The following is a 10,660-nucleotide window of genomic DNA, read 5'->3' as shown; positions in this document are numbered from 1 at the left end:
AACCATCACCCTAGAAGGCTTCATCGCCACCCCACCCGAAACCCGCTACACCCCAAACGGAACCCCCACCCTCAACATCACCGTCCCCGAAACACCCCAAAAATACAACCAACAAACCCAAAAATGGGAAGACAACGGCCCAACCACCTGGTGGAAAATCACCCTCTGGGGAACCGCCGCCGACAACACCGCCCCCCACCTGACCAAAGGCACCCGCGTACTCATCACCGGGCACCCACAACTAGAAACCCGCGAACACAACGGCAAAACCTACACCAACCCCACCATCACAGGCGCAAAAATCGCCATCATACCCACCAACGGACAAACCAACACCACCACCCCACCCGCCCACAACGCCTACGCAGGCGGCTTCGGGACACCCCAAGGGAACACACAACCCCAAGGACAAGCCCCCCAGGGTGGCGCACCCCAAGCCGACCCATGGGCACAACCAGCCCAGGGCAACCAAGGCTGGGGACAGGGCACAGGCGATGAAAACCCACCCTTTTAGGAAGGTGAACCCTCATGTATCTGTGGCTTATCATCGCGTACTTCGCGGTAGCACTCGTATGGTTCATCGCGTTTGCCCTTGCTTATGAGGCGCTGAGAAAGAAAGGGGCGGCCCGGGACGCGAAGTTAGCCAACTCGTTTGGCTGCGCTTGTCTGGTGTGGCCGGTGGTGATTGTGTACGTCACGCTGGTTTCGCTGGTGAAGATTTTTGCCGCCCCGTTTACGAAGAATCGCAAGATATAGCGCTGCTCTAACCCACCATTCCCCAGGCCCCGGCGCACACCACGCCGGGGCCTCATTACACCCAAGTGAAAGAAGAAACCCCGATGACCCGCAATTCCTACCCCGAAGAAATCTACACAACCGAAACCGGCGCAACCATCACCTCACCCAAAAAACGCCGCATGGTCGAAAAAGCCTACACCCTTGGCACACTCCGCTCCGGTACCACTTGCCAAGACCTCGACAAAGCCTACGACGCAGGCTTTGAGCGCGGAAAACACCACAAAGACAACCTCACCGGCTTCTCTAACCTCACCGAGGCTATCAAGGCAGGGGAGCGTATCGACTGGGACGCCCTCGACGGCGTAGAAGCCAAGTGCTTCCACCCCGAGATCGGCACCCTCACCTACACGATGAAGCGTGACCAGCCGGAACCTGCCAATACGCTCCACGGCTGGAACACCCGAGAATCTATCGTCTGGGAATGGGCCTTTGAACTGGCCTGGCAGAACACCGCTGGCTGGGCCCTCTGGGTCAAGGGTGACCTGCCCCTACGCAAGCAAACAGCCGACCAGCTAGAACCCGGAACCTGCTTCAAGGGTATGTACGCGTCAAGAATCGCCACTTACTTTGTATTCATTGACCACGAGGGCGAGAAAAACGCTTATCACATGACATGGGGCGAGTCATGCGACCCTACCGAGATTGAAGTGGTCGAGGTCTACGGCACCGGCACCTTCCAGACCCCCAAGGAGGACGCATGAGCAGGTCTTGGTTCACATGCGCCCAGTGCGGTATCGAATGCGACAACAGCGTAGTGGCTCCCGGCTATGAGGGCTCGGCGCTGAAAATCTGCCAAATCTGCGATAAGTCGTACTGCGATGTCTGTGACTCGCTTTACGCCCAGCCCACACCCACCACCAGGCAGGGCTGGACGGCCTGCTGCCCTGAGTGCGGGCACCGTGATTTCTTCACCCCCGATGTAGCCCGCAACATCATCGAGCTCAACCACCGCCTACGAAAGGAAACCCACCCATGACCCGACGCCCTGCTGCCGGGTGGGTGCTCCTACCCGCCCTGCTCCTACTGGGTGGGTGTGCGGGTACTGCCCCGGCGTCCGCACCCGACGCCACCGAGCCCGCCCCTGCCCCTGTGGTGGGGGCAACCCCCAAACCAAAACCCGCCCCGAAGTTCCACTACACCTCCCGCGAACCGGTCATTGGTGCCTACATCACCACGAATGGCACACCCCGGGCAGAGAGGGCCGGGTGGTCAACCGGCCCCACCAGCACCGAGGGCACCTGGTACGCACACGGAACCGCCACAGACGCCCTGCTGATTAGCTCAACCGCCACCGTCACCAGAATCGTCTGGGTACTCCCAGACGGCTCCCAACGCGTCCAGCAAGGCGACCTCACCTACTACAACCCAGAAACAGGAATTTACGAATGAAAGAGCTAGTCCTCGCAATCCTCGCCGGTATCTGCGTCTACGCCACCCTCCTCGCCTGTGCCATCGCCCTCGAAGCCCTCGGGGTCTGGCTCTACGGCTGGGGCAACGTCGGCGCCCTCTACATGCTCATGCTCCCTGTAGGGCTCGTCCCTGCCGGTCTCACCGTCTGGTACGTCTATGAGGACGTCCTATCGTGACCCTCGCCGTGCTCGTCTGGGCAACCCTCACCGCCGCCGCCCTTGCCATCACCTGCCTGATGGCCGGGGCGGCGTTTCTGCCCCTCCACGCCACCGTCGCCTACAAGGCCACCTGTATCCACCTATCCCGCCGAGCCAAGGCACTAGCCGCCTGGCTCGGCTACTTCGAGAGGAAACCATGACTGGCCCACTGAACATCGAAGTCCTCGGTGAGCCCATACCCCAAGGCTCCATGAAAGCCTTCGTCAGGGGCAAGCGTGCACACCTGACCAGTGACAACCCCCGGCTAAAAGCCTGGCGGCAAGCCGTCACCCTACGCGCCCGCAAACATGCCGGGGCATACACAGGGGAGCGCCCTCTGCATGTCACCTACCGATTCCACCTCACCAAACCAAAGAGCGTGCGCCGGTGGCTCCCCTGGGTGAAGCCTGACTTGGACAAGCTCATTCGCGCCGTCAACGACGGAATAGGTGACGCGAAAGTGTGGGACGACGACTCCCGCGTAACCACCATCACCGCCTGGAAAGTATATGAAGCCCCCGGATATAGGCCGGGGGTTTTCATCACCATACGAGAGGAAACCCAATGAAGCTAACCCTGAACAACGGGCAAGAAATCGAGCTGGATGACATCGACCTTAAAGAAGGCGAACTTGTATCAAGTGTCGTGCTCTGCTTCGAAACGGTGAGCATGAAAGACAGCGACGAAGAGCAGGTCGGGTATACGACCACGAAGGGGCTATCAGCAACCTCCATTATCGGCATGCTTACTATCGCCAGGATGCTTATAGGCGAGAAGGTGAAAGGCGAAGAATGATCCACCAAACCACCATCACCCGACACTGGGACGACAGAAACCACCCATTCTGGTGGGCGCGCTGCACCTGCGCCCGCTGGGAAATTGCAGCCCCTAGCCGTGAGAAAGCACAAAAGAAAGCGCAGGCACATGAGCAAGCAGCCCGATAATGAGCAGAACCTAAAATCACGCGTTGAACCCAGCAAAGGTGACCAGCTGTTCGCCGCGCTACTAGCAGAAAACCCGTTGCTAGAGAAAGCAGAAGGCGCAGTCTGGGACTCTAAAGGATTTATCTCAAACACCACCCCTGGCAACACTGAGGGGAAAACCGTTGTCACGATCACCGCGAAGTTCCGCAACGGTGAGCAGCGGTGGGTAAAGACGTACCGCGCTGATGAAGCTAGCGAGATGCTGCCTGTGCTTAAGGACTGGTTTGATGTCAGGTTCCCTGACGGGCTAGGCGAAGAATAGGAAAGAAGACGCTATGACATATTGCCGTATTTGTGGTGAGAGCACGAGCGTGTATGTGTGCGGGCGATGCGTTGAGGCATGGCGTGACCTCATCACCATTGCCGCAGGGGTGAACCCGCTCATTATGGACGAAGTGGCCCGCTTATCAGTCAAAGCTAAGCCAGGAGGCGGGGGCGGAGAGAAGACCGAAGCGGTTGCTTTAGGTGCACTGATGGCCCGCATGGCCTTACACGAATCCATGTACGCACTGTATCGGCAAATAGGTGCCGATAGCCCGGCGGAAGCTGTCCGGTTGCTTCACCAGGTGCAAGAGCGCCCACGTGATGTTGAACGGCTGTGGGAAGATTTCACCAGCCTAGAAGAAGCGGTGAAGAAGTGCTATAGCTTCGTGGACGCCAAAGAAGAAGTTATCTCGCTGGGCCTGTGCGCGTGTGGGTGCAGTGTACGCGGGCGCGTGTCTGCACAGAGCGCTCGATGCGCCCAGTGCGGGGTGAGAACTCCGGTGCCGGTGTTGGTTGAGAATAGGCGCAACAATGCCCTTGCGCAGGCGCGCAGACGGCCCCTGAAAGATGCACAGATGGTCGCTGCACTGGCTGTCTGTGGTTACGAGGTTGCGGATAGGACCATTCAATCATGGGTGCGGCGCGGCAAGCTAAAACGCGATAGCGACGGTTGTACCATGCTCGATGAAGTGTTGGCGTTGTGCAAAGATAACCCTCGTATTAAAACCTTGACATAAAACCGTTTGCATGCAATGATTGTGATATAGCTGTTACCCGTGGGTGAATAGCTAAGCCTAAACCGGTCTGGTTTGGGCTTTTCTTGTTTAACCCTGCGTAGGCTCTCACTTTCTCTTGCCGACGGGGCGGGGCTGGGTAAAACTCCACCGGCCCCGCCTTACTTGCACAGAAAGAACAAAATGCTCCCAAAGCAATTTATGACACCAGAAGTCGCTGAGCGTCGCCATGCGCTAGCAACGTACACTGACCATACCGCAAGCACAGCTGTGCGACGCGCAGACAAGGAAAGACGCCCTAAAGCGTCAATCAACTGGGACGCACTCAGTACCCCCTTAGAATCTTCCTTCACTGCCGAAACCGGGAAGTAAAATCAAAGGTTGCGGCTCTTCGGCTATGCCGGATTGCTCGAACGCACGGTACACCCCACCCCTTGCGCCTGCGGGTGCGAGGGGTGGGGCTACTGTGAAACCTCAAAGGGAGGGTATCTACCATGGTAGAGATAACCGAGGACGGTTACATTATCGAAGATGACGGGTTCTACACTGCCTACCCGCCCGTGCAGGTTCCCCATGGGTAGGCTACTGTGCGCCCTGGGCTTTCACCGCTGGGGTGCGACGCCGTACCCGCTGGCACGTCAATGCGTGACGTGCGGCAGAATCACCGGCGCTTTTTAGACTTCCCCCCTGACCGGGGGTACTTTGACCGCATTCCCGGCACCGGGCTTACCTCTGGTGCTTAGGCTGCACGCATTTGTTGTAGGGTGCAGCGTTTCATTGGTGGCCCCTCTTCTAGGTGTGTGAGGGGCCTATTGTTGACCCGCCACCAAGTGGTGGGTTGCGCCCACTGCGCGCGGAGGTGGGCGCCCTTGCCGGTGTAGCTCAAATGGTAGAGCAACGCTCTTGTAAAGCGTTGGTTGCGGGTTCGACTCCCGCCACCGGCTCAAAAGTTGGTTTGCTCCGTGGCCTGTTTTTTACTGCCCCCTTGCTTCAGCAGGCTGGGGGTGGGTTTGGTTCCAGGCTACGGGCAACAAAAATACCCCCACACCTCAATAAGAGATGTGGGGGTATTCCTAGTTACTTGCCAGTAGGCTACGTTCCAGCCTGTACGCTTCACGCGCTACCTGCTCAACAAGCTGGGATAGCACCGCCTGTGCATCAAACTCGGCGGGTAGCTCGCGGGAAACGGAACGGTCTTTCATCAGCCCCTCATAGGGTGTCGCTGTTTTTCCTGCGACAACCACCTCAAACCGGGGTTCGCCGTCCTGCTCCCATGCGTCAAAGCTGATGCGTACCCGCCGCCCGTCAAACTGGGTGCTCTCACAAGCGGGGTAAACCTCAATGGCTTGTGCGGCACGGCTGATGACGTCCTGCTCGTACATCGCCCATCTTCTGCCCTCGTGGATGGGGAAGAACCTTTGCCCGTACACCCACAGGCTACGGCTGATGCTGGGGGTGTTGTTACGACCGGGTATTTGCGGCGCGGGGTAGTCCTCGCAGAACACATCTGGGATAGCGCCCGCCACATGCTTACCCCGGTGCTCTTTACTGTAGTCTTGACGCTCAACGTGCTGCTTCATCTCTGTGAGAATGTAGTGCTTGAACAGGGTATCTTGGGCGTCCTCGTAGTCCTGTGTTTCACCCTGGTAGAAGGACTCTTCTAGCCATTCCGCGCTGACTGGTTCACCAGTTTTATGGTGCCTGAGATGTGCCATGTCTAGTACATGTCCTTTCCTGCTCGTGCCTCAATGAGGTCAAGGTGTGGCTTCAACTGCTCTGCCCAATGGTAGGCGGTAGCGCCGGGGTATTCGTGAACCTCAATTGTTGAGGGTGACGGCTCTGGGCCGCGCCCAAAGTGCTGGGCCTCCCATTCTGTGATGCTCTGCCACGGGGTGCCGGTGCCGTCCATGTTGTCACGTTCCCATACGGCAGCCACCTTGTATGCGTCCTGTCCTTCAATCTTCGTGAAGTTCAGCCCGTAGCGGTCAGTCCTCAATGGTTCGGGGTGTTCGTCTCGTGTGGTGTGGACGGTGCGGGTGATGATGGTTAGGTCGTCCTGCCCGTTGATGTGCCGGGTGAACTCCTGGTACACCTGCGAGTGGGATAGCTTTCCCTGGTCTGATACGTCAATGGTGCGCATTTTTTACTCCTGACCTTCGATAACGATATTGCGGGGCGCGGCGTCTAGCACATACGCGGCGTATGCTCGCACTGCGTCAATGGTGGCGGGCTTCGGTTCGGTGTGTACCCATTCCGGGGACTCTCCATCTTCGGGGTCACCACCTACGTTTACGGCGTCCTCGCCGCCGTTATCGGTGAAACCTGTTTCCTGGTCGTCCCACCAGATGTACCCTTGCCCGGTCTGGTAAGAAAATTCCGGGGTGTGGGGGCCAGCGTATTCCTCAATGAGGGGCAGCAGGTCTTCTAGGGTGTCTGCTCTGAGGGTTGCGGGGTGCGCTGCGTGGTCTGCGGTGAGGGTATACATATCAGATTCTCCTATTCTGGGATGTAGGCTTTCAGGTTATTGGCTTCCAGGTCTTTCACTACCTGCTGGGGGTGCTCACTGGTGGCATGGTACAGGCGGGCGATAGTCATAATTCGGTCTGCCCCGGCTCTAACGTCAAACTCGTTGTCTTCGTTTAGTAGGTCGTCAGCTAGGTTGTGGGCTTCTGCTTCTACTGCTTCACGGGCGTATCTCACCCACCATTCATGATTTGGCTCTTCACCGTTGAAACGGGCCATATATTCAGCGGTGGCTATGGTGTTTTCGTTTTTCATTAGCGTTCTCCAAGTCTTGTCTTAGTGCCCATTCTAGGGCGGTGGCGTTCCCGCCTAGTGCGCTTATGAGCGTGTCGGTTCTTTCGTGCCCGCACGTTGCGGCGTGTACCTCAATCAGGTGACTCACAGCTACATCCCGATGACCTTTGAACCTACCGGTTCTAGTGCGTCAATGGTGAGCATGGTGGTTATCCTTTCGGGGTGATAATTTTTGCGGTGCCTGTTATCGCGTAGAACCTCAAAGTTGGTATGAACGCTTCGCCGGGGGTATCGAACAGGAGCCGGTCTAGGAACTTCGGGTACTGCTCTTCTAACGCGTCCGAGATGGCGTCTACCGCCTGATAGAACCGGGTGCTGTGCTCTGGCTTGCTTAGGGCTGGTAGATGCCGTTTCAGTGTGGCGGGCCCTTCTGCTGGTGCGTAGTAGGTGGTCATGCCTACCCTCCTTTTTCTTGATTCTTCCCGCGCCCTTGGTGCGGTAAGGGGCCTGTAGCCTTCCCCTTACCGCACGGGGTACGCGGGGCTAGTGTTAGGGGGCGAGGGGCCTTTGATTGAACTGTTTAGCCCCTCGCACCTCTTGCAAACATTTACTTAGGCAACAGCCAGGGCGGACACCTCAATCATGCCCACCGGCTCCAGCACCGCAACCTTGCGGTTAACCATCTTCTTAGCAGGGCGCATACGCTCCAGCGCATACCTAGCATCAATCGAGAGCTTGCCCGGGCGTAGCTTCACCGGCTCCACCCCCTTAATCTGGTACACGACCCCGGATCCATCAATCACTACCGGCACCAGCTCATTCACGCTCACCGAAAGGTAAACCTGATTGCTTGCGTCGTAGTGCGATAGGCGCAGGTAGGCGGGGAGGTCGCAGGCGTTGAGGGTTTCGATAATGGCCGGGGCCAGACGGGCGGCACGCTCCTTCATACTCAGGCCCTCGCCGGTGTCGACGGTGCGGATGACCGCCCCATCAGTAGGAACCTCAATAGCTTCATTCACAGGCTTACTTACATTCTTCACGGGCTTTACTTCTTCCTTGATAACAGTGGGAGTAGTGGTGGTGCGGGCAAATTTTGGGGTGCGCTTAGGTGCCTCAATGGTCGCCACTGGCTGGCCCTTCGTGATGCCCTGCCCCTTGGAGAGCTTGCGGGCAGTCTTTACGAGTGCTAAGGCGTGGGTTCCCAGCATGCCGGGGGCCGTGCTTGAACGCCCGGGGCTTTTCTCACTCACCCAGCTGATAAGCTCCCGGGTGGCATGCTTGTAGTAGTACAGTGCGTAATCGTAGCCGTTATAGGCGATAACGACGCCGGGGGCAATGGTTAGCGCGCCGGTAGCGTAATCATGTGAGGTGACAGCGGCGGCTAACTCGCCTGCGGTCATGGCGTTGTGGTCGGGGCGGATGATGTCTTTCACGGTGAACACGGTTTCTCCATAATCTGGGTGAGGCATAGGCATGCCGGGTGATTGCTTACCCCCGTGGGGGTGTGAGTGCCCGCCCCCGGTATCGAACCAGGGGACACCCCAAACGGTGCGGGCTACCCGCTAGACGCGGGCTAGAGAATATTCATTCTCGATAATGAAACCCAGGTGACGGGCCACATGGTCGAAGTCGTCACCCCGTGAGAGTATGCGGGGAGAAGTGGCGGGCTTGTAGTAGCGCTTGATACCGGTGATAAACCAGGAGCTCGCCCCGCGCTCCACGGTGATTACAGTGCCTTGGTTCGGGTGGCGCTTGCTACCGGCATCCCAGCCAGCGAGGTACGCCTTCACACCCTTGTGGTACTTCGCGGGGAGGGCTGAGAGCTTTTTATCTAAGGCGGCGATGCCTTCGGCTAGGCTTTCCGCATCGTAGGTGCGTGCCCGTGCACCTGCCTGCGCTTCATCTAGCGCGGCCTGTACTTTGGGGGTGTGGGTGATGCTGATACGCATTTGCTTTCTCTTTCTCTAGGGGGGGGTTGCTTTTGCCTGCCATGCGGCGGGGGCTTTTGGCTTTCGCCTTGCCGGTGATACCAGCTTACGCGCCGCGTAGGTATGGACGCAAGCCTTGACTTCGCATAAAACATCGAAAATGACTCGAACACTGCCGCAAAAATAGCAGATGACTAGGCAAAAGAAAAATCTAAAAAAATTCAAAAAAGTTTTCAGGACACGAAAAATGCCCCCAAAATCGAATGCATGTTCGACTCTGGGGGTGTAAAAAAGCCCCGCGCCTATATAAGGCGCAGGGCTATTTGGCAGGGGGTAGGGGGGCTAGCGGCTCTTAGCCCAGGCCTCAGCGCTGGCCGCGCTCCACAGGGGGAGGGTGCGGCTCCCATCGTCCATGAGGCTTTCAGGCTCCGGCAGCTTGCCCGCCGCCCTCAGCTGCCGGATATACGCGCTGCTTACACCGGCCAGCTTAGCCAGCCCGCCGGTGCTCACCCACTCAGCGCCACCTATGCGCTCTGCATAGATAGCCTTCCCTGCTCCCTGCTCCCTGCTGCTCTCGCTCACGCTTGCACTCACTCTCTCTTGCTTACTCCCACCGCCGCGCCGGCCAAAAGCCCTGCGCGGCCTTCTGGGCGCCTGGCACCGCCAGGGGTACAGGGACACCACCCCGACCCCGCTAAGGGGTGGGGGGTACCCCCACAGGCCGCATAAGGGCAATACCGCTTGTCATAGCAATCGACAAAATGTACGGTTCAGGGTTTACGAAACGGATAAAAATATGGCCTGGCACACATCTAATCGACGTGAACGGCTACCCAAAGACTGGGCAGCCAGACGGCTAGCCGTCATGGAACGCGACCAATGGAAATGCCAATGGCTCTATCCTAACGGCGGACGCTGCTCAGCACCAGCTAACCAGTGCGACCATATCGACCGCAAGGGCTCTGACTCCATCGATAACCTGCGGGCACTGTGCGAAAAACACCACTACCGCAAATCCGCACAAGAAGGCGCAGAAGCCAAAAAGCAGAATATTGCAAGAGCAAAAGCCATAGTTAGACGCGCAGAAGAAGACCCATCAAAACGAATTACCCCGGTAGCTCCGTCCAGGCGACGAGGCTACTGAACACCATGAGGAGGCGGCTAGATGCCAGCGCAACGCAAACGAGACTCCCAACGCACACGACGTAACAAAGAAGAAGTAGAAACTAAACGCGGCCAAGCCCTGGGCATCCAGGAATGGCCTGAACCGTCGGTCGGGTGGGTGCCTGCGGTAAAGCGCATGTATCGGTCTTTTGAGCAATCTGGTATTGCCGCGTTCTTTGAGCAGACTGACGTTGAGCTGGTCTGGATCGCGTGCGAAGGTTTGCAGGCATGGTACGACAAGGGATGCTCGAGTGCTAATCAATTCGAATTTGTGATGGGGCAATTGAAGTCCCTGGGCGGTTCTGAAGCTGAACGCCGTCGTATGCGTATTGAACTTGAAAACCTCTCCGGCGCCCAGACACAAGAAGAAACGGAACTGGCCTACATCGATAACTATAGGGCGCGTAAAACATCATAAAGGGGGA

The 10,660-nt window shown here is 57.8% G+C and carries 20 protein-coding genes and 1 tRNA gene; 13 read left to right on the top strand and 8 right to left on the bottom strand.

All coding sequences use genetic code 11. The features are described 5' to 3' along the window. The 12 genes from ssb to E4U03_RS04740 all read left to right on the top strand — a co-directional run. On the top strand, positions 1 to 514 hold a 514-nt coding region (gene ssb, locus E4U03_RS04790), incomplete at its 5' end, for a single-stranded DNA-binding protein (protein WP_135012003.1). 14 nt (positions 515 to 528) lie between these two features. Further along, positions 529 to 756: a hypothetical protein gene (locus tag E4U03_RS04785; RefSeq protein WP_135012001.1), complete on the top strand. Its 228-nt coding sequence runs from the start codon at positions 529 to 531 to the stop codon at positions 754 to 756. An 83-nt stretch (positions 757 to 839) separates the two neighbouring features. Continuing rightward, positions 840 to 1,499, top strand: coding sequence for a hypothetical protein (locus tag E4U03_RS04780; protein ID WP_135011999.1), 660 nt, complete (start codon positions 840 to 842; stop codon positions 1,497 to 1,499). After that, positions 1,496 to 1,774, top strand: coding sequence for a hypothetical protein (locus E4U03_RS04775; protein WP_135011997.1), 279 nt, complete (start codon positions 1,496 to 1,498; stop codon positions 1,772 to 1,774). The genes E4U03_RS04780 and E4U03_RS04775 overlap by 4 nt, the downstream gene beginning before the upstream one ends. After that, on the top strand, positions 1,771 to 2,187 hold the full coding sequence (locus E4U03_RS04770) for a hypothetical protein (protein WP_135011995.1): 417 nt from the start codon (positions 1,771 to 1,773) through the stop codon (positions 2,185 to 2,187). The genes E4U03_RS04775 and E4U03_RS04770 overlap by 4 nt, the downstream gene beginning before the upstream one ends. Continuing rightward, positions 2,184 to 2,384 carry a hypothetical protein gene (locus E4U03_RS04765; protein WP_135011993.1) on the top strand — a complete coding sequence of 67 codons (201 nt, stop codon included), beginning with the start codon at positions 2,184 to 2,186 and terminating at the stop codon, positions 2,382 to 2,384. The genes E4U03_RS04770 and E4U03_RS04765 overlap by 4 nt, the downstream gene beginning before the upstream one ends. Next, on the top strand, positions 2,381 to 2,566 hold the full coding sequence (locus E4U03_RS12770; protein WP_167752288.1) for a hypothetical protein: 186 nt from the start codon (positions 2,381 to 2,383) through the stop codon (positions 2,564 to 2,566). Before E4U03_RS04765 ends, E4U03_RS12770 begins: the two co-directional genes overlap by 4 nt. After that, positions 2,563 to 2,973 (top strand): RusA family crossover junction endodeoxyribonuclease, encoded by a 411-nt coding sequence (locus tag E4U03_RS04760; protein WP_167752287.1) that lies wholly within the window; start codon positions 2,563 to 2,565, stop codon positions 2,971 to 2,973. Before E4U03_RS12770 ends, E4U03_RS04760 begins: the two co-directional genes overlap by 4 nt. Then, positions 2,970 to 3,200, top strand: coding sequence for a hypothetical protein (locus tag E4U03_RS04755; protein WP_135011989.1), 231 nt, complete (start codon positions 2,970 to 2,972; stop codon positions 3,198 to 3,200). Before E4U03_RS04760 ends, E4U03_RS04755 begins: the two co-directional genes overlap by 4 nt. 129 nt (positions 3,201 to 3,329) lie before the next feature. Further along, on the top strand, positions 3,330 to 3,650 hold the full coding sequence (locus E4U03_RS04750) for a hypothetical protein (protein WP_135011987.1): 321 nt from the start codon (positions 3,330 to 3,332) through the stop codon (positions 3,648 to 3,650). 13 nt (positions 3,651 to 3,663) lie between these two features. Continuing rightward, positions 3,664 to 4,389, top strand: a complete 726-nt coding sequence (locus E4U03_RS04745; RefSeq protein WP_135011985.1) for a hypothetical protein — start codon at positions 3,664 to 3,666, stop codon at positions 4,387 to 4,389. Between the two features lie 868 nt (positions 4,390 to 5,257). After that, positions 5,258 to 5,330: transfer RNA gene (locus E4U03_RS04740), tRNA-Thr, on the top strand. A gap of 129 nt (positions 5,331 to 5,459) precedes the next feature. On the opposite strand, the gene E4U03_RS04735 is transcribed toward E4U03_RS04740, so the two are convergent. The 8 genes from E4U03_RS04735 to E4U03_RS04700 form a co-directional block, all read right to left on the bottom strand. Continuing rightward, entirely contained in the window at positions 5,460 to 6,101 is a 642-nt protein-coding gene (locus E4U03_RS04735; RefSeq protein WP_135011983.1) for a hypothetical protein, read from the bottom strand. Between the two features lie 2 nt (positions 6,102 to 6,103). After that, positions 6,104 to 6,526 carry a hypothetical protein gene (locus E4U03_RS04730; RefSeq protein ID WP_135011981.1) on the bottom strand — a complete coding sequence of 141 codons (423 nt, stop codon included), beginning with the start codon at positions 6,524 to 6,526 and terminating at the stop codon, positions 6,104 to 6,106. Between the two features lie 3 nt (positions 6,527 to 6,529). Then, positions 6,530 to 6,871, bottom strand: coding sequence for a hypothetical protein (locus tag E4U03_RS04725; RefSeq protein WP_135011979.1), 342 nt, complete (start codon positions 6,869 to 6,871; stop codon positions 6,530 to 6,532). Positions 6,872 to 6,882: 11 nt separating this feature from the next. Next, a complete protein-coding gene (locus E4U03_RS04720) occupies positions 6,883 to 7,164 on the bottom strand; it encodes a hypothetical protein (protein WP_135011977.1) in 282 nt (93 codons plus the stop codon). Positions 7,165 to 7,352: 188 nt separating this feature from the next. Then, positions 7,353 to 7,598: a hypothetical protein gene (locus tag E4U03_RS04715; RefSeq protein ID WP_135011975.1), complete on the bottom strand. Its 246-nt coding sequence runs from the start codon at positions 7,596 to 7,598 to the stop codon at positions 7,353 to 7,355. A 156-nt stretch (positions 7,599 to 7,754) separates the two neighbouring features. After that, entirely contained in the window at positions 7,755 to 8,585 is an 831-nt protein-coding gene (locus E4U03_RS04710) for a hypothetical protein (protein WP_135011973.1), read from the bottom strand. A gap of 120 nt (positions 8,586 to 8,705) precedes the next feature. Further along, positions 8,706 to 9,092, bottom strand: coding sequence for a hypothetical protein (locus tag E4U03_RS04705; RefSeq protein WP_135011971.1), 387 nt, complete (start codon positions 9,090 to 9,092; stop codon positions 8,706 to 8,708). Positions 9,093 to 9,413: 321 nt separating this feature from the next. Continuing rightward, positions 9,414 to 9,653, bottom strand: a complete 240-nt coding sequence (locus E4U03_RS04700) for a hypothetical protein (RefSeq protein ID WP_135011969.1) — start codon at positions 9,651 to 9,653, stop codon at positions 9,414 to 9,416. Positions 9,654 to 10,236: 583 nt separating this feature from the next. On the opposite strand from E4U03_RS04700, the gene E4U03_RS04695 reads away from it, so the two are divergent. Further along, entirely contained in the window at positions 10,237 to 10,653 is a 417-nt protein-coding gene (locus E4U03_RS04695; protein ID WP_135011967.1) for a hypothetical protein, read from the top strand. Positions 10,654 to 10,660 lie beyond the last annotated feature (7 nt).

The organism is Rothia nasimurium, from assembly GCF_004569295.1.
Classification (GTDB): Bacteria; Actinomycetota; Actinomycetes; order Actinomycetales; family Micrococcaceae; genus Rothia; species Rothia nasimurium_B.
This window is presented reverse-complemented; position numbering and strand designations above follow the sequence as displayed.

Excerpts from the sequence above, each read along its gene's own strand:
- E4U03_RS04785 (WP_135012001.1), top strand. The coding sequence starts at position 529 with ATGTATCTGTGGCTTATCATCGCGTACTTCGCGGTAGCACTCGTATGG.
- E4U03_RS04780 (WP_135011999.1), top strand. The coding sequence starts at position 840 with ATGACCCGCAATTCCTACCCCGAAGAAATCTACACAACCGAAACCGGC.
- E4U03_RS04775 (WP_135011997.1), top strand. The coding sequence starts at position 1,496 with ATGAGCAGGTCTTGGTTCACATGCGCCCAGTGCGGTATCGAATGCGAC.
- E4U03_RS04770 (WP_135011995.1), top strand. The coding sequence starts at position 1,771 with ATGACCCGACGCCCTGCTGCCGGGTGGGTGCTCCTACCCGCCCTGCTC.
- E4U03_RS04765 (WP_135011993.1), top strand. The coding sequence starts at position 2,184 with ATGAAAGAGCTAGTCCTCGCAATCCTCGCCGGTATCTGCGTCTACGCC.
- E4U03_RS04760 (WP_167752287.1), top strand. The coding sequence starts at position 2,563 with ATGACTGGCCCACTGAACATCGAAGTCCTCGGTGAGCCCATACCCCAA.
- E4U03_RS04755 (WP_135011989.1), top strand. The coding sequence starts at position 2,970 with ATGAAGCTAACCCTGAACAACGGGCAAGAAATCGAGCTGGATGACATC.
- E4U03_RS04750 (WP_135011987.1), top strand. The coding sequence starts at position 3,330 with ATGAGCAAGCAGCCCGATAATGAGCAGAACCTAAAATCACGCGTTGAA.
- E4U03_RS04745 (WP_135011985.1), top strand. The coding sequence starts at position 3,664 with ATGACATATTGCCGTATTTGTGGTGAGAGCACGAGCGTGTATGTGTGC.
- E4U03_RS04735 (WP_135011983.1), bottom strand. The coding sequence starts at position 6,101 with ATGGCACATCTCAGGCACCATAAAACTGGTGAACCAGTCAGCGCGGAA.
- E4U03_RS04730 (WP_135011981.1), bottom strand. The coding sequence starts at position 6,526 with ATGCGCACCATTGACGTATCAGACCAGGGAAAGCTATCCCACTCGCAG.
- E4U03_RS04725 (WP_135011979.1), bottom strand. The coding sequence starts at position 6,871 with ATGTATACCCTCACCGCAGACCACGCAGCGCACCCCGCAACCCTCAGA.
- E4U03_RS04720 (WP_135011977.1), bottom strand. The coding sequence starts at position 7,164 with ATGAAAAACGAAAACACCATAGCCACCGCTGAATATATGGCCCGTTTC.
- E4U03_RS04715 (WP_135011975.1), bottom strand. The coding sequence starts at position 7,598 with ATGACCACCTACTACGCACCAGCAGAAGGGCCCGCCACACTGAAACGG.
- E4U03_RS04705 (WP_135011971.1), bottom strand. The coding sequence starts at position 9,092 with ATGCGTATCAGCATCACCCACACCCCCAAAGTACAGGCCGCGCTAGAT.
- E4U03_RS04695 (WP_135011967.1), top strand. The coding sequence starts at position 10,237 with ATGCCAGCGCAACGCAAACGAGACTCCCAACGCACACGACGTAACAAA.